The following is a 16,630-nucleotide window of genomic DNA, read 5'->3' on the forward strand; positions in this document are numbered from 1 at the left end:
GTATGAATATAATTTTTTTGGTCCAATAGATATTTGTTATTGTCCATCAATTTTTCCTCCAAAAATCATTAATTTGGTCATTGTGGTCAACTTTTTTAAGGCAACAAAAGCTAAGGAAATCACAAAATAACTGGAAAAGAATCATTGTTAACCTTGGCTCGGCTGTAAGTATTGCCCACATTAATTCAAACCCAACTCTTAACCCAGTTAAAAAGTCCGCCTTCCTTGCAGTGCTTGCAGCTTTTTAGTCATATTCTACCATTATATTCTATTTTTCTAAATATTTCTTACGATGAAATATTACTTTCTTTCTATAACTTTTAGCTTAAAAAAAGCCACCAAAAATGGCAGATGGATCTTAGAGTAACGCACCCGTTACTTTAAGTACAATACTTCACAATCCGCTTTGTTAAAAAAATGCGATACTTTAAAAAGGCATCGCATTCACTAGTAAAAATCTGCAATTGGGTAAGTTTTTAGAAATTATTCATAAACAATCTTTAGAGAGTCAACTTTATACCCTTCTGCAAAGGCTTGGAAATTATGCTGTGATTTTTGAGCAGAGGTTTTAGCTAGATATAGTGTACCTTGATTACCATTTGCTTCTATATAGTTTACAAGGTATCCCTTTTGGACATATATATACCAATTTCCATTTAATTTAAGCACAGTTGTTTCGTTTGGTTTTTTCTTTGCTTCTTCCCATTGTCCCTTTATCTCTTCAGGGATTAAATCATCGATATTACCAGTTGTCATATGAGGTTGTTCTTGCCGTGACAGATCATAATTTTTATATCCATCTAAATTTGGTGTGAATTTTTTATTGTCAATAGGAACGTTAATTTCAAGTTTCGTAGGATGTAAATAATCAACAACGTCTCCAGCCGAATTATACGTTTCATACTTAACCAAGATTCCTGTATCCTTATCCACCCAAAAACGGAAAGATTGGAAATCTCTTCGGTTTATATTCCCTTTAATAACAAGTGTATTATGTCCTAATAGTTCTTCATTTTGTTTTTCAACGTTCCAAGAATTTAAGTCTCTTGTATAATTGGAAGCAATTTCATAAGGAAATAATGTTTCATTTGCTACACCAATTGGAGGTCTCTCTCTATATTTAGTTAAATTGTTCCCATCACTATGAACTGAAAATGCATCCTCTATTTTTAATGGTGTTCCTGGGCTACCTTCTTCTAAATATTTCGATTCAATATAGGTTTTTGTTTGTTCAGATAATGTCCATACTGAACCAACTGTATAATATTGAAAAGCAACCTCCTCTTTCCCATTTACTGTATCAGTCCTTTTACCGAATCCTCCTGGTTTATTTTTCAAACTTATAGAATATTCTACTACAGAATCGCCTGGAATATTGTTGTAGTGTATTTTGTATTCTCCAATAGCTGTTTCAAAATTGTCTACGGTATTAATCATTTTGGTCAGTATCTCTTCTTTAGTCATTTCATAATAATTTTCTTCTTGCTTTGGTGGTATATATTCAGCTTCCGCATTTGTGTCTTTATTTGGGGATTTTGGTATATTCCCCTTTGAGTCACTTTCTCGTTTCCCTTGTATTCCATCGAAAAAGTGAAGCTGTGTTCCAACAAAATATGTAATACCTAAAAACATTATAGAAACTACAGAAATGCTGAGCAGAGCATTAAATTTGTTCCTCAATGAAGATGGCTGCTTTTGAAATTTGGATTTTTTAATTGAGTTCAGCACTCGTTGATACTGCTTATCATCAAAGTACACATCTCTTAAAATTGTTTCATCCATTTTTTCTTTTAATTTACCTAATTTATTTTCCACTAATTGCCCACGCTCCTTCTACTGATTCTTTAAGTTTAATGCGTCCCCGATGCAATCTAGTTTTAACCGTATTAGGATTAATCTTTAGCAAATCCGATATTTCTTCTATTGAAAACTCCTGATAATAAAATAAGATAATGACTTCTCTTAATTTCACTGGTAGCTCTATTACTTGTTTTGAAATTAATTCATTTTCCTCGCCGCCAAAAAAGTGATTCTCCAGAGAAGAATAGGTTTCTTTTGGCTTAAAAAAGTCAGTAAAATACAAATTTTTAAAAGTCCAGCTCTTTAAAACATCTTTACATCTGTTTACAGTAATTCGTATAAGCCACGTTTTATAAGATGATTCATTTCTAAAGAATTCCATTTTCTCGTAGCACTTTATAAATACATCTTGTGCCACATCTTCGGCTAGTTGTTTTTGTTTCAAATAGGTATAAGCAATTTTAATAACATCATTGCCATACTTTTTCATTAACCATTTAAGCCTTTCTTCTCGATTTAAATAATTTAGGGGTTCTGATTTAGAGTCATCTACCTTATCAATCATTTTTCTCCTCACAATCATTGTTTTTTTAGTAATTAGACGATTTGTATTCTTTATAGGTTCTATTTTAAGATTTTTCATTTAAAAAATTTCAGATAAGCAATTAGTTATTAATTAAAAAAGCCGCCAAAAATGGCAGCTGATTACTTTAGCTTAATTCAATATTACCTTTTTAATACAATATTTGAAATGATTTCTTATTAAACTAAACTGCATCCGTTAGTGAAACAAGAAAAAAGGATCGCCACAGCCATCCCAATCTTTAACTCTTGCACCCGTTACTTTAATAAGCATCTGTTAATCTTCACCCAAAATGATGTTCTAAAATGTATTTAATAGAGGCACTATTATTATTGATAAAACTAAACTTAATAAGAATGTAATAAGCCAATCCCTTTTTTTCGTCGTCTTAAGTAGTATGTTCAATACCGAACCAATACAAATACAAACTAAAAATACGAACAAAACCATAATAAGTGACTCCATAAAATACCTCCAGATATCAAATGTATAATATTTTAACATTATTCCCTTTGTTAAACTATCCTGCGACTTTAGTTTAACAAGATACATTCTTCTATGGGTGTAAAACAGTATGAACTCAATATTTTGCGTTCTCTGAGTCTTTTTTCTTAACAGAAACGACATATTGTGTTTCATAGTTACTGTTCATTCCAGCTCTTCCAAAGTTTCCTCTTGTTGTACCCCGCCCCAACCATTGACTTGAACGGTTAATAACTTTATAGGTATACTTAATGCCCTTACTTTCTAAAATTCCTCTAACCCTTGATAATTCCTCCATTGAATATCCAATGTAAATCTCTTCTTTATTAAAGAAAAACATATTCATCCCCCCATTAACGACTTGATTCCATTTTATTACATTATACTTTTTTTACTTGAAAGGGGGATACGAAAATTTTGGATATATCAGGAGTATTAAAATAGGATGCCTTATTCAACTAAACTGCTTCGTTAGTGGAATAAGAAAAGCGACTGCTCTTATCAAACAATCGCCCTCTGTTCGTAATGGAGGTTACACAATACGCCTTCTTTTGTTTCAAAAGAAGGGGCTAACCTTTTGAAGATAATATTCCTTCACAAAGATTAGGTATTGCAATAAAAGCAATTAAATTTTAAGGAAATAATTTATATGCAATAGTTGGGAAATTACTCCAAATACTTTTACAAAAATTAAAAGTTTTCTGTTAAAATAAAGGTAAATTAACAAATATAGGATGATAAAAAATTGGAGGAATTTTACTAATGAAAAAGTTAATTAGTGCTTTAATAACAACCCTTGTTTTGTTAGGAATAACCTATGCTCTTACCCTCTATACTAATGCAAAATTCATTGATTTCTCATTTATTGTTGGTATAGTAGTTAGTATCATTATTTGGTTTTTTACTTCAAAAGGTGGCTTTACATCCCGAAATACAGATATGATTGTTCAAGCAACAACGAGAATTAAACAAGAAGAACAAAAACACCAGTTTACGCCAAATGTAGTATTTTTAACATCAGTTGCTTATACCGTAATTTCTATTTTATGTATCGTGGTTTATTATAGAGAATATTTTTAAATAACGTTTATGGTCATTCTTTTTATATAAGGCTCTGTTAAATCTCATTGTTGATTTTTAAGCAATAATAAAGGGAAACTCTATTTCTCAAAGGTTTCCCGTTTCTTTTAAACTTACATTTGAATTTTCAGACCCTTCCACCAATCCAATAAAGAATAATTCCTACTATAAAAATAATTGGAAGCAGAATGATAAGTAGCCCTATCATTGCAAATCCACTACCTTCACTCAACCCATAGATACTACTGATTAACCACGAAGCAACTGGTGCTATTATGAGCATAGTGGTTATTCCCCAAATTCTGAGTTTCTTTGCTTTAGGTTTTCTTAGGCTAAATAAAGTGGCTATTACTATTCCAACTATTAAAATAATTACTGCGTAAATCTCGTATGTCATATTCCCTCTCCCCTCTCATTGTATAATTTACCACAATTCCCCAACTAATTATTGAAGTTTTCAATTATTTCAGTTATATAAAATTAAATGTTAAATTTTGACAACCTTAAACTATCATATGTGTCAGTCATTTCATATACAAATGATGTGAGAAGGAATTCTTTAATATGCTGTTTAGTGCTTTCATTGCTACGACTATCGACAAATAAAACCAAGCAAGGTAATTATCAAGATATTTTGTAGCCACACCTTTAAAACGGTCTATCCATTGTTTTAAACGAGAATGGAGACCGTTGACATTTTGGATATGATACAAGCCCTTAATAACGTGTTTGCCACTGTCTGACTTAATCCGATAATGCTCTAAATCTTTTTCATTGGCATAAGTTTTATATGCCCTCCAAGCATCTGTTACAAGCACATTTTCATCAGACAATTTAGAGCCAATTAAAGTATCAACCTTTGTTTTCACAATACGACCCATACAAGCTACTTTGGAGACAGTCGCTTTTGTGCGGTCTCTGGCAACGAGAACACAAACCTGTTCGTGGCTGATACCTCTATGCTTAGATTTTCCGCCTCGTTTTCGAGGTTTGCGGTTAGTAATACCACGTTTTCCTTTTTCAGAGTATAGGAAATAGGTCTCATCAATTTCAACGATACCTTCAAAATGCTTGAAATCCATTTGCTTTAAAGCGTTTAAAAGTTTGTGTCTCCAATAAAAAAGCGTAACCCAAGTAACCCCTACGATTTCAGCCGATTTTCGCAAGGAGTATCCTTTGAACATACAATCAACAAATATAATCCATTCATTACCTTTTCGAGTACGATATAAAACGGTGTTGGTCGTGTCAGTGAAAGTTTTGCAACAACATTTACAGCGATAGCGTTGCCGACCATTATACTTTCCAAACCGAACAACGTGTTCAGATGAACAATGAGGACACTCAAATCCTTCCTTGAAGCGAGTTTCTCTCATTTCATTGATTAAACGACCACCCACAGAGGAAGAAGGCTGAACATAGCGTTTTACCCATTGATATACTTTTTCTTTTTGGGTATGCGGTAATTTATCAATATGTTTCAGTAGATTGCTAAAAGCCTTGTTCATTCTTACCCCCCCGAATATTCGTTCTTAGTTCCATTATACTAATAATTCAGGAAGGTAACAGAGCCTTATATAAAAGCGAAATGAAAATAGAGAACAGTAATCATTGGAACAAAATCCGATGATTTCTCAATATTTGGCTTTTCTTATTACTTATTTAATTTCTAAAATAGTGCAAGTTTAAAAAGTTTAATGGGCTGTAAATTCAAATTTTCTACTCAAAATCGAACCGTTGCTCTGCAACAGAGTTGCTTTTTTTCTTGCACCTTATTATTCCACTAACCTGCTTCGTTAGCTTAATAAGAAATATCAATATGATACACTTTTAACCTTTTCCAAATTGATTTCCAATTCTTTTTTGATATACGGACTTCGTAAATTTCAACTCTCTCTTTAGTCTTTGTAAAATATGGAGTCGGCTTCACCTCAAGATTGACAACATCGCCGATTCCACAAGGGGCTATTAATATCACATTGTCTTTTTCATCTAATTTTACTCCTAATGCCGTGGCTGTTTCTGGAAACTTGGAAATAGCATCAACAGAAGAAGAATAAGGAGGCATATTGCTTTTAATGTGCATTCTTGCTTCATTCTTTACAGACCAAGGAATATTAGTCATAAGGGTTTTAAGCATTTCCTCAAGTTTTTTTTCCTTTAATTCATCAATATTTGTAGGGTCAAAATAAATTACATCAATATCAGGGATTGGAGTTCTTTCATTGAAATTATGTAATGTGTCCCATATTTTTGAACGAACAAAGCCAGCACATATCCACCAATCTGGCAAATTCAATGATTTTGCTATTTTTAATATATTCATCATCCATTTATCTTCTGTAATAAGCTCAATAATTTTTTCCTCATTTATCACTGTAAAATTACTCCTTATAATGTGTATTACCCCCTATAGTTTAAGTACATTTGTTCACTAACTTTAGTTTTTCTACCCCGCCACTTTGTATAAAGAAAAAGCGATTGCTTAATTTCGCAGTCGCTTCAATCAATTCATATTGGGATGAAAATACTTAGGAATCATTCTAATATTGAAAAGGCCATTTACTTTTCAATCATAGACAACAATACTTTCTCCATTTCTTCTTTGGACAATTTATCTGTAATCAATACGATTTTATACCCCTTTTCTGGTACTTTTATCCTCAAGCCACCAAGCCACTGCGACTGTTCTTTAGAAACATAATCAAATTGAAATCCATTTAAGGAATAAGATTCAGTTTTTTTAAATAAACCAGCCCCCGGCCTTTCTAAATCCGTTAATTGATTTATTTTCAGTTGTTGTGTATTAAACCAAGACTCTCCCTTTCTATAGTCAAATGAAACAACTGGTTCCTCACCTTTATTAGCAATGCCGTAGCTTTCGAAATCCAATTCATATCCTTGTGGTAAATATGCTGGTTTTTTGGTTAATGTAAAACTTGCCAATTGTTGAGAAAATATTGGCATAAATTTGTTTTCATAGGGTCTCATTATTTCCTTTATTTCGTGAGATCTGTTAGCTTCCTTTTCACTCGGCTCCCTATTTTCTTTTTGCAACTTGCTTTTTAACGCTACCAATTCCTTCATCAGTTTTGTATATTCGTTAAATTCTTCTTCAGTTAAATTTTCTTGGGCTACCACTAGGGATTGATCTATCAAATCGAACTTTTCAGGTTCGTCATCAGGATAAGTTTTCATTAAGTTTTCTTTTGAGCCAAATAATTGGCTGATAATTGATTCTGCCGCATCTGCTATGTGTGAACCGCCTAAACTTAAACCTGTACCAATAATCATTACGGCAGCGACTGAAGCAAGCATCCACTTTGGGTTTCGTCTCTTCTGCCTTTCCATTTTGGCCTGCTTTACCCCTAAAGTAACTCTACTGTTCAAGTCCTTTGGGATTTCAATCTTTTCCAAGGCCTGTTTTATGTTATTCACAAATTTGTGCCCCCTTAAATTTTTTTCGGAGTTTAATTAAAGCACGATATAAAACCGACTTTGTGGTCCCTAAAGGCATATTTAGTAAGTCCGAAATTTCTTTCAATGAATAGTCGTGGTGGAACCTTAAAATAATAATACTCTTTTCATCCTCATTTAACTGCTCTAGTAAGTCTTGCAGGGTAACAAAGAGAGAGATATCCTCATCCTCAAAACCGATAAACTCTTCGTATTGCGGTTTTAACTCAATCACTTTTTTATTTTTCCGAACAAGTTCAATTGCACTGTTGATGGCAATTTTGAGTAACCAAGTCTTAAAATATTCAGGATTTTTCAATGTATCGATTTTTTTAAACGAACGGTATGCTGTCTCCTGAACTACATCCAATGCATCATTTTGATTTTTCACATAAGTGAAAGCCATTCGGTATATATCATCCTGATATTGCTGAAAGAGCTTAAGAAACGCTTGGTCATCGCCCTTTTGAGCCCTTTTTATTAAACTAATAATGGCTGTTCCTCCTCTTTATGTATGCCTTATATCTATTAGATGAATGAACCTTTCATTTAGCTTCAATTTTTTCATATTTTTTCATAATAAAAAACTATCATATTAAACGGTCATATATTAATATTGTTTCTTTTATAAATTCCTTATTAAGCTAACATGCCCAGTTACTTCAATACCACGTTTTCAATTCTATAATCAGGGCAATAATTCCTCTAATATAACCGAAAAGGAGGAATTATTTTGTTATTATCAAAAGCCTGGGAATTATATGAATCGGACAAAAGGATTGAAGGATTCTCTCCTCAGACTTTAAATGCATATAAGCTCCAGTCCAAGTTGCTGATTCAACACTTTAACGATGTGGATATGCAGTCATTGACGACTGATCAACTGAAAGGATACTTAGCAAAATCCAGTGAAAACCTAAAGCCATCAAGTTTAGCTCATCGATTCGCTTTATAAAATCTTTATTTCGTTGGTCACACGAGGAAGGGCATTTATCTAGAAACCCAGCAGCAAAAATAAAAGAACCTAAACAAGGTAAACGGATTCCGAAGTTTCTAACGGAGAGAGAAATTGAACATTTAAGGGAAGCCTGTTTAAATTCAATGGGAAAGGCATTATTTGAATTTATGTTTTCAACAGGTTGTAGAATAGGGGAAATCGTTTCTCTAGATAAAAATTGTATTAATTGGTCAAATCGTTCAGCCATTGTGCTTGGAAAGGGTGACAAGGAGAGAGAGGTATACTTTAATATAAAATGTGAAATCTGGCTAAAACGTTACTTAGACCTTCGCTAGGATAAAGATCCAGCTATTTTTGTTACTGAACGGCACCCACATAGGATGAGTATTGGACAGATGAGGTACATCATAAAACGAATATCAAGTCGGGCAGGAATTAACAAAGAAATTCATCCTCATCAACTACGCCACAGCTTAAACAACGGAGCTCCCATTGATGTTATTCAAAGTTTATTAGGACACAAAAAAAGCGAGACTACAAGGATTTATGCTCAGTTAAGCGGGAGCCTTAGAAGGGAGTTTTATAGAAAATACTTTTAGATTGGATGGCAAAAGGCAACGGATAACTCCGTTGCCTTTCCACTATTGCCCCCATTAGTTTAAGTGTATTTATTCACAAAGTTTATGCTAGAAATAAATAAGAAGTATTCATTATGAACAACTTTTATTTTTATGTATTTGGCATTGCTAATTTCTCGGATTGAAGAACTAAGGCAGTTAAACCTGTCTCACTTCCGCTAAAGTGACCTTCGCCTTTTTCCCAAAAAACTCCTTCACCACTTTTCAACGTAATTCTTATATTATCTTCTCCTTCAATCCAACCATCTCCTTTAACCACAATGAAAAGCTGAGGCACTGGTGCTTTGTGATACCCTACAATACCACCTTTGTCAATATCAATAAAACCAATATTGGTCTGTCCCTCTGTTTTAATTATTTTTGAATAATAAGCTGAAACAGAATTGTAATTCCCAATAATTTGACCTATTCCCAATTTAAATAATTGCACTAAAAATCTCCCTGAAATTTATGTTTCTTTTTCCATAGTACCTTTTTAAAGGAGTCCTTTGAATAAATTTCCTTATTCATTTTAAAGATTTAGCCCATCAATTGTCTTGAAAATTCTTGAATAAACATCTTTTATATTTTCATCAGTCTTTTCATCGTTATATAAACCATATCCCCAACTCTTCAATTTACCGTTTTCTTGTGAAGTAAGCATTCCAACAGCAAAATTACTACCAGCAGCCCAATTCCAATTATGATCGTACTCTGTATCTTTCAAGGAAAAAGGAATATGACTTTTAGTTGAAATAAAAAAGAATGGAATGGTTGAATTTAAGTAAACATCTGCATACTGGCTTTCATCAGCTTCGATAAGGTTTTCTTCCGTAATAAAAACAGCATCATAAGAACCTATTTCCTTATTTAGTATTTCATCGAAAGTAATTTCTTCAAACCTAACTTGTTCTTCTTTCACTTTTGGTGATTCTCCAATAACTGCTATCTTTAAGGGTTTTCCTTCATACAATTCAAAATGTGGACGTTGATTACAAGCTGTTAGTACCAATACTAGAATAAACAATGAAAAATTATAATATTTAATTCCATTTAACCTTTTCATATGCAGCCCCCATATCGTATTTTAACATAATATTCCATTAACTTTTTGAAAAAAATAATAAATAATAGTTACTAATCGGTTTGTACAAGATTTACCAGTCCGTTTTCTTACGACCGTTTGTTTAATTTATTCTTTAATCTCTCTCTTAAAATCTGTTCCTTAATAAAAATGACAGATAATTCTTCAACATTGATCAATCCTTCTTTAACTAGTCGAGTAGAAGAGAACCTCTCTACCTTACGGCAGATTGTGTTCTCCCCCCTCACAGAACCGTGCTCGCGCTATTCACGCACACGGCTCCTCCTAGTTATCATTTACAGAATGTAGCTAATCTCTTTTCTGAGTTCATAGATGTTCACTTTGATTCTTGGTGAAGGAAGTGGATATTTACGCAGAAAAAGGTTAAATTTATCCCATGTGAAGGACTTCCTTTAGCTTCTTCTATTTAGCCATTTAAATAGTAAGTATTCGATTTTCTCTTTGAAGTTGTTAACAGCTTGAGTGTTATCCGTGATGCAATAGTTGTAATAGCCTACAAGTGAGCGTCTAAATCTATCCATAATCGTATGAATATCTTTATTTCTATTAGCTTTTAGCCATTCTTTAGATTCTCTTAGTTTACCTTGGACTTTCTTCCTGCTAGATTTCCGTTTTACCCGAAATTTCCCTTGTTTACTTTTCCCACAATAGTGGGTAAACCCAAGCAAATCAAACGTAGCTGGTTTACTATTCCCATCACGTTTTGCATTATTTTCCGCAAACCTTCCAAAGGGAATAATTTTAGTTTTATCCTCGGCTATTTCCAAATTAAACTTCTTTAATCGAAGCTTTAATGAATGAAAGAATTGCTGAGCTTCACTTTTATGTTGAAAACAACAAACAAAGTCATCTGCGTATCTTACTATGTAAGCCTGTCCTTTACATTGTTTCCTAACCACTTTCTCAAACCATAAGTCCAGAACATAATGGAGATAAACATTGGCTAATATCGGAGATATTACTCCACCTTGCGGTGTACCATTATCTGTCTTGTACTTCTTCCCTTCCTCCATGTATCCACTTTTAAGAAACCTGCTGATTATTCTCAGAAGGTTAGGATCAGCGATTCGGAGTTTCAAGAATTCTATCATCCATTTGTGGTCCACATTGTCAAAGAAACCTTTGATATCCACATCCACTACATAACTTACTGACCTCTTTTCAATATAAAGGTTCAATATTTTAAGCGCATCATGGCAGTTTCGATTAGGGCGGAACCCAAATGAACAATCTAGGAAGTCATTTTCATAGATGGTATTTAGTATTTTGGTAATACCCTTTTGTACAATTTTATCCTCATGTTCAGGTATCCCCAAAGGTCTCTTCTTGTTTGAATTGAGTTTTGGGATATACATTCTTCTTACTGGAACAAGTCGATAACTTTTGCTCTTGAGCCTACTTACTAAATCCATTATGTTTTCTTCCATGTTTTCGCTGTATTGTTCTTTAGTCGTTCCATTAACACCCGTCGCCTTTTTATTAGTTAGTTCATGATGGCACTGTGTTAGCGATTGCTCATTTAATAAGGGTGCTAGTGATGTAAATTTCATTTTAGGCTCAGATTTTGCTAATTCTGCTATCCTTAATAGTTTTGTTTCCATTTATTATACCTACATCTGTGTGCAGTAAATCTGTCCCTAGTAAGGGTGATAACCGGTAGCTAGCCTTTCCTCCATCGGCATTACCCAACTTCATTGGTACTACGCTGCTATCCGACCCCCTACTTCGGCATTTGGTTTCTGGTATGTCAACATTAAACTAGACAATTTTTTTAAGGTGTCTATGCTTATAATCAATTGGACTTTCATATCCAAGGGTTCCGTGAATTCGTATGTTATTAAACCAGTGGACATAGTCCTGTAATTCCCTTGTTAATTCTTCTAAACTATTAAAATGTCTGCCTTTCACAAACTCTGTTTTGATGATTTTAAATGTCGCTTCGGCTACTGCATTATCATACGGGCAACCCTTCATACTTAAAGATCGTTGGATATTAAATGTCTTTAAAGCATCATCAATCAATTTATTTTTAAACTCATTTCCACGATCGGTATGAAAAAGCTGTATCTTATTAAGGTCAACCTTGATAGAAGCTAATGCTCGAAAAACGAGTAATGCATCTTTATTTGATCCCGTACTAAAACCCACGATTTCTCGATTAAGGAGATCGACAAAGATACATACGTAGTTCCATTTTTGATTAACTCTTACGTACGTTAAATCACTTACGATTGCGGTCATTTCTTGTTCCTGATCGAACTCACGATTCAGTTCATTCTTCTGTTCTGATTCATTACAGGATTTTGCATGAGGTTTAAATTGAGCGATTGTGTATGCAGATACAAGGCCCTGCTCCTGCATTATGCGTCCGATTCTCCGCCTGGAAACAGTTAGACCGCGCTTTTTTAATTCTACTTTGATTTTTCGTGTTCCATAGTTTTGACGGCTTGCGTGAAAAATATCGACCACATCAGAGGTAACGGGATCCTCCGCAATCCGTTCCTTTGCTTCATAATAATAAGTACTTCTAGGGATTTGTAGGACTTTGCACATTGCTGATATCAAGTATTTGTATTGGTTATTCTTGATTACATTTACTTTCGTCCTAGTATCAGCGCGGCTTGCTTTAAAATATCATTTTCCATTTCTAGTTGCTTATTTCTTTTTCGGAGTTCCATCAATTCCTTTTGTTCATCTGTTAAATTGTCTTTTTCCTTAAAAGAACCTGATTTTTGAGTCTGACCCACCCACTTATCTAATGAAGAAGGAGTAAGGTCATACTCACGAATAATCTCTTTTCTGGGTTTTCCATTTTGGTACAGCTGCACCATCTGTTGCTTGAAATCTTCAGTAAATGTTCGGCGTTCTCTTTTGGCCATGTAGATTCTCCTCAAATGTGTTATCTGTAGTCTACTTGACCTTAAAAATTCTGTCCAACTAAGTGTAGCCTATCCATTCCTTGCTTATTATTGCTTGTAGACCATACTCTTCTATAAAATATAGAAAAGACCGGTAGGGTGTCCCAAGTTGCCGTATCATATCAATGTGTAACGTGCCAAGGTCTCTGACTCCAGAGAGGTTTTATCCTTCTTGCCTTTGACGAAGGAAAAAAATGTTGCTTTCTGCACGCAGGTAAGGCATCAGCCCTCTCGGTTTACTAACGTTTATGGAGCTCAATCCCTTCAACCATTTGGCTTTCGGCCCGCTACCTAACTGTCTACGCTTAAAAAATAGAGTTACCTTTGGCCCTCCAAGACTCGCTACGAGCGAATGGCTAGCTCTTACTCGACGGGAATCCCACCCGCTATATGATACGACCTAGGCTCGGCCGCACACCTGCCCCGTTCCTTCAATAAGAATAGCTGCCGAGAATGTCAGTTGATTTTTAACTCTTGCATCCGTTTAGCTTAATTAGTTTTGGTTCTATTCTATTTCTTTTTGAGCCTTTTTTAATACATCTAGTATAAATGGTCCCTTTGCTTCAGTATATGAAACTCTATCAAAGTGATACTTTTCAGCCATTTCCTTTTTTAATTGATGATACTTTTTTAGATCATCTGGGTGAGTTCTAAGATAATTCCTAAAAAGAAGTTGGTTATTCCAGTGTTCACTTTCAAATTCATAAAAATGTAAATGATGTGTTCCTGCTCTCCATTCGCCTTTTCTAAAAAAACGCCTTTCTGGAAATTCCTTATGTTGTCTAAATTCATATCCAATTTGTTTTAAAGGCTCAATAAACTTGTCTACATCTTCTAAATTATTTACGCCCACAGCAATATCCAATATAGGTTTGGCACCTAATCCATTTACCGACGTACTTCCTATATGTTCGATGGATATAATCTTACCATTTAGGATATTAATCAATTCACTTTTTTCCCTCTCAAAGTCCTTAGTCCAATCTGAGTTATAATCCTCAATTATTACAGTTCTAACCATTAAAATCCCCCCTACACACTCATTACAAATTCATTGTAGAAGAATATTGGTATTCATACTAAATAATTACTTTTGCAGTTGATTTAAAATCATTTTACATACATCGTTCTGTGAGAAATCATTAGTAAATACTGTTTCCCCACACACGCCTAGATAATCGTTTGGAATCCACCAGGCACGCAAAGAATCCACTCCGAATTCCATCTTTTTTGACCTAGAGTTGTGACGTTTTACTGTTTCCTCAAAGGATAAATCAAAATAATAAGTATATGCTTTATGATTAAAGAAGTGGATTAAACTATTCAGCATATCCCCATAACGGTGCTTATACAAAATTCCTTCAACGATAACAAATTCACATTTATCTTTACCATATTCAGCGATTTGCCGAATCAAATCAATTGATAGGTTTCCATCTCTATCTTGAACCTTCAACATTTCACGGCGAACGGTATCCTGAGAAACCAATATCGTTCCACGCCCCAAATGATTTTGAAGACCTTTGGCAGTCGTTGTTTTTCCACTTCCAGAGTTTCCTCGTATGATAATTAACTTAGATTCCACATTATCCCCCTACGCATCTGCAACTTCCGTTGATTTTAACAATATTTTCATTCGATACAGAAATAAATAATTCCTTCTTTCACTAATCTGCCCCGGTAGCTCAACAAGAAAAAAGGATCGCCGCAGCAACCCTATCGTAAACTCAAGTACCCATTAGCTGATGTAGGTTTTCTTATTTTTTCCATTCTTCTGCCAAAATTCCATATATAACGTGGTCCACATAATGGTCATATAACCATTCTGCTTTTCTAATACACCCTTCATTTACAAAGTTTAATCTTTCAGGAATACTCCTACTTTTCTTATTCCCCAAAGCAGCTCTAATCTCAACTTTATTTAGGTTCAACACATTAAAGGCATAATCGGTCAATGTTTTAGCCACCTCGGTCATTATTCCATTTCCTTGGAATTCTTCACCAAGCCAATATCCAATATATGCTGTATTATTTGACCAATTAATGTTATTGTAGCCTGCAATTCCTACAATTTCTCATTTAAATAATATAACTGTATGTAAGCTACTATTTTCAGCAAAACTTTTTAAACAACCTTTGATAAACGCAATGGTATCTTCGAGTTTTGTTGTAATATCCAACCAGGGAAGCCATTCTTTTAAATAGCCTCTTGATTTATTCGTTAATTCAAATAACCTTTCGCCATCTCTTACTTCAATTAATTTTAATGATAAGTCGTCGTTTATTTTATGTATAAACATTGTATCCCCTCCCGAATGGTTTATTTTGTATTTTATCACACTAATACTTTATGAGATTATGATATTTCTTCTTGCCCTAAACTGCTTTGTTTGTTCATTAAGAAAAACAGCCATACTCTTAATTGAACGTTACTGGCCGAAACAGGTCATAATAATTTAAATAATTCCATACTTCTTTAGTGCGTAGTCTATTCCATCTTCACTTGATGGTTTAGTAACAAAATCTGCAACAGTTTTCAATTTTTCGTTTCCATTCCCCATTGCTATACCTAACCCTACTAATTCCAACATATCAATATCATTTTCACCGTCACCAAATGCGATGGCTTCCGATTTATCGATACCAAAGAATTCTAAAGTTTTCATTATAGCTAAAGACTTTGAAACATCCTCCTGCAAAACATTTAACACATATGGATGCCATCTTTTAAATGTTAGATGCGGAAACTTTAGTTTATACTTCTCAACTGCTTCATCATTTGCAAACAAACACAATAAAAATACATCTTCTTTATGAATTGAGCCATTTGTTTCAGGAAATTCATTCAGAGACAAAGTTTCCTTCAAGGCCGTTAAGATTTTCTTCTCTGTTACGCCATTCATACTGAATTCTTCTGTATAGAAAGACAAACCGTTCTTCTCTAATTTGGCAAATTCCATAACTTCTTGAATAATACTTTTAGCCATTGGTACTTTATGTATAACTTCTCGAAGGTGCTTCACGTAGCCACCATTTGCTGTTATAAATGTTTCTATACCTAATTCCTGTAGTTCCTTACACATTGAAAGTGGTCTTCCTGTTGCAGCTACCACCCTTATCCCTTCGTACCTCAAAGTGTTTATAGCTTCAATAGTAGAATGAGGAATGCTGCCGTCTTCGTGATTTGTAATAGTCCCATCAATATCAAAAAAAACAATTTTATAACTCATAAAGATCTCCCCAAAAAATAGTTCCAATAAAAGTAAATATCTTTCAACTATTCGACCTCTGAAAATATAATCCTTCTTCAGTAATCCTACTCTAATGGTTCATTATCTAATGTTTTCATTTCTAGATTCAAGGCAATAATTCCTCCAAGATATAGTTATTAGATTCAGTCGTAATATTAGAGATCTGGATATCTAATCAATAAGGATAACTGAACACTATACACCTTCAATGTTTGAGTAGAATAACCCTGAATTTTTTTATCTGCAACTGTTTTAATTAAATATTTAGGTACACGAAATAGTTCTTAAGTACTAGAATAAAATTTATCCTTAAGTTCATGCTAAAAAACATTGAAACGAAGAACTTATGGTGAAATATGGTAATAAAGAAATTTATATC

Annotated in this window: 15 protein-coding genes and 3 pseudogenes; 2 read left to right on the forward strand and 16 right to left on the reverse strand. The window is 33.8% G+C overall.

Features of this window, described 5'->3' with window-relative positions:
- Nucleotides 1-483: 483 nt before the first annotated feature.
- The 3 genes from G6554_RS23765 to G6554_RS23775 form a co-directional block, all read right to left on the reverse strand.
- On the reverse strand, nucleotides 484-1,815 hold the full coding sequence (locus tag G6554_RS23765) for a sigma-E factor regulatory protein RseB domain-containing protein (RefSeq protein WP_166246527.1): 1,332 nt from the start codon (nucleotides 1,813-1,815) through the stop codon (nucleotides 484-486).
- On the reverse strand, nucleotides 1,805-2,365 hold the full coding sequence (locus G6554_RS23770; protein WP_166246529.1) for a sigma-70 family RNA polymerase sigma factor: 561 nt from the start codon (nucleotides 2,363-2,365) through the stop codon (nucleotides 1,805-1,807). Before G6554_RS23770 ends, G6554_RS23765 begins: the two co-directional genes overlap by 11 nt.
- Before the next feature lie 598 nt (nucleotides 2,366-2,963).
- On the reverse strand, nucleotides 2,964-3,206 hold the full coding sequence (locus tag G6554_RS23775; RefSeq protein WP_166246531.1) for a hypothetical protein: 243 nt from the start codon (nucleotides 3,204-3,206) through the stop codon (nucleotides 2,964-2,966).
- A 422-nt stretch (nucleotides 3,207-3,628) separates the two neighbouring features.
- Between G6554_RS23775 and G6554_RS23780 the strand changes: the two genes are divergently transcribed.
- Nucleotides 3,629-3,946, forward strand: coding sequence for a hypothetical protein (locus tag G6554_RS23780; RefSeq protein ID WP_166246533.1), 318 nt, complete (start codon nucleotides 3,629-3,631; stop codon nucleotides 3,944-3,946).
- A 127-nt stretch (nucleotides 3,947-4,073) separates the two neighbouring features.
- Here G6554_RS23780 and G6554_RS23785 read toward each other — a convergent pair whose 3' ends face one another.
- The 5 genes and pseudogenes from G6554_RS23785 to G6554_RS23805 form a co-directional block, all read right to left on the reverse strand.
- Entirely contained in the window at nucleotides 4,074-4,343 is a 270-nt protein-coding gene (locus G6554_RS23785; RefSeq protein WP_166246535.1) for a hypothetical protein, read from the reverse strand.
- Nucleotides 4,344-4,426: 83 nt separating this feature from the next.
- Nucleotides 4,427-5,454: pseudogene (locus tag G6554_RS23790) on the reverse strand (IS1595 family transposase).
- A gap of 293 nt (nucleotides 5,455-5,747) precedes the next feature.
- On the reverse strand, nucleotides 5,748-6,275 hold the full coding sequence (locus tag G6554_RS23795) for a nucleotidyltransferase family protein (protein WP_166246551.1): 528 nt from the start codon (nucleotides 6,273-6,275) through the stop codon (nucleotides 5,748-5,750).
- Between the two features lie 233 nt (nucleotides 6,276-6,508).
- On the reverse strand, nucleotides 6,509-7,384 hold the full coding sequence (locus G6554_RS26255) for a DUF4367 domain-containing protein (protein ID WP_166246537.1): 876 nt from the start codon (nucleotides 7,382-7,384) through the stop codon (nucleotides 6,509-6,511).
- Complete coding sequence (locus G6554_RS23805; RefSeq protein WP_166246553.1) at nucleotides 7,377-7,895, reverse strand: sigma-70 family RNA polymerase sigma factor; 519 nt, start codon at nucleotides 7,893-7,895, stop codon at nucleotides 7,377-7,379. The genes G6554_RS26255 and G6554_RS23805 overlap by 8 nt, the downstream gene beginning before the upstream one ends.
- Nucleotides 7,896-8,135: 240 nt before the next feature.
- Here G6554_RS23805 and G6554_RS25850 point away from each other — a divergent pair.
- Nucleotides 8,136-8,959 (forward strand): annotated as a pseudogene (locus G6554_RS25850) (tyrosine-type recombinase/integrase).
- 130 nt (nucleotides 8,960-9,089) lie between these two features.
- Here G6554_RS25850 and G6554_RS23815 read toward each other — a convergent pair.
- The 8 genes and pseudogenes from G6554_RS23815 to G6554_RS23850 all read right to left on the reverse strand — a co-directional run bounded on the left by G6554_RS23815 (nucleotide 9,090) and on the right by G6554_RS23850 (nucleotide 16,230).
- Nucleotides 9,090-9,428 carry a cupin gene (locus G6554_RS23815; protein ID WP_166246539.1) on the reverse strand — a complete coding sequence of 113 codons (339 nt, stop codon included), beginning with the start codon at nucleotides 9,426-9,428 and terminating at the stop codon, nucleotides 9,090-9,092.
- Between the two features lie 81 nt (nucleotides 9,429-9,509).
- Nucleotides 9,510-10,043 carry a hypothetical protein gene (locus G6554_RS23820; protein ID WP_166246541.1) on the reverse strand — a complete coding sequence of 178 codons (534 nt, stop codon included), beginning with the start codon at nucleotides 10,041-10,043 and terminating at the stop codon, nucleotides 9,510-9,512.
- Nucleotides 10,044-10,474: 431 nt separating this feature from the next.
- On the reverse strand, nucleotides 10,475-11,683 hold the full coding sequence (gene ltrA / locus G6554_RS23825) for a group II intron reverse transcriptase/maturase (protein ID WP_242637936.1): 1,209 nt from the start codon (nucleotides 11,681-11,683) through the stop codon (nucleotides 10,475-10,477).
- A gap of 157 nt (nucleotides 11,684-11,840) precedes the next feature.
- Nucleotides 11,841-12,961 (reverse strand): IS3 family transposase gene (locus G6554_RS23830; protein WP_166246543.1). Its coding sequence is split into 2 segments (ribosomal slippage): nucleotides 11,841-12,712 and nucleotides 12,712-12,961, totalling 1,122 coding nucleotides; the frame shifts between segments, so codons are not numbered across the junction.
- A 544-nt stretch (nucleotides 12,962-13,505) separates the two neighbouring features.
- A complete protein-coding gene (locus G6554_RS23835; RefSeq protein ID WP_166246545.1) occupies nucleotides 13,506-14,021 on the reverse strand; it encodes a GrpB family protein in 516 nt (171 codons plus the stop codon).
- 66 nt (nucleotides 14,022-14,087) lie between these two features.
- Nucleotides 14,088-14,585 (reverse strand): AAA family ATPase, encoded by a 498-nt coding sequence (locus G6554_RS23840; RefSeq protein ID WP_166246547.1) that lies wholly within the window; start codon nucleotides 14,583-14,585, stop codon nucleotides 14,088-14,090.
- 172 nt (nucleotides 14,586-14,757) lie between these two features.
- Nucleotides 14,758-15,300: pseudogene (locus tag G6554_RS23845) on the reverse strand (GNAT family N-acetyltransferase).
- A 156-nt stretch (nucleotides 15,301-15,456) separates the two neighbouring features.
- A complete protein-coding gene (locus G6554_RS23850; RefSeq protein ID WP_166246549.1) occupies nucleotides 15,457-16,230 on the reverse strand; it encodes a Cof-type HAD-IIB family hydrolase in 774 nt (257 codons plus the stop codon).
- Between the last annotated feature and the right edge of the window lie 400 nt (nucleotides 16,231-16,630).

This window comes from Bacillus sp. MM2020_4, from assembly GCF_011250555.1.
Classification (GTDB): Bacteria; Bacillota; Bacilli; order Bacillales; family Cytobacillaceae; genus Neobacillus.

What these genes read in the sequence shown, in the direction of transcription:
- G6554_RS23770 (WP_166246529.1), bottom strand. Translation starts at nt 2,365, where the DNA reads ATGATTGATAAGGTAGATGACTCTAAATCAGAACCCCTAAATTATTTA.
- G6554_RS23835 (WP_166246545.1), bottom strand. Translation starts at nt 14,021, where the DNA reads ATGGTTAGAACTGTAATAATTGAGGATTATAACTCAGATTGGACTAAG.
- G6554_RS23785 (WP_166246535.1), bottom strand. Translation starts at nt 4,343, where the DNA reads ATGACATACGAGATTTACGCAGTAATTATTTTAATAGTTGGAATAGTA.
- G6554_RS23775 (WP_166246531.1), bottom strand. Translation starts at nt 3,206, where the DNA reads ATGTTTTTCTTTAATAAAGAAGAGATTTACATTGGATATTCAATGGAG.
- ltrA (WP_242637936.1), bottom strand. Translation starts at nt 11,683, where the DNA reads ATGGAAACAAAACTATTAAGGATAGCAGAATTAGCAAAATCTGAGCCT.
- G6554_RS23780 (WP_166246533.1), top strand. Translation starts at nt 3,629, where the DNA reads ATGAAAAAGTTAATTAGTGCTTTAATAACAACCCTTGTTTTGTTAGGA.
- G6554_RS23850 (WP_166246549.1), bottom strand. Translation starts at nt 16,230, where the DNA reads ATGAGTTATAAAATTGTTTTTTTTGATATTGATGGGACTATTACAAAT.
- G6554_RS23795 (WP_166246551.1), bottom strand. Translation starts at nt 6,275, where the DNA reads ATGATGAATATATTAAAAATAGCAAAATCATTGAATTTGCCAGATTGG.
- G6554_RS23820 (WP_166246541.1), bottom strand. Translation starts at nt 10,043, where the DNA reads ATGAAAAGGTTAAATGGAATTAAATATTATAATTTTTCATTGTTTATT.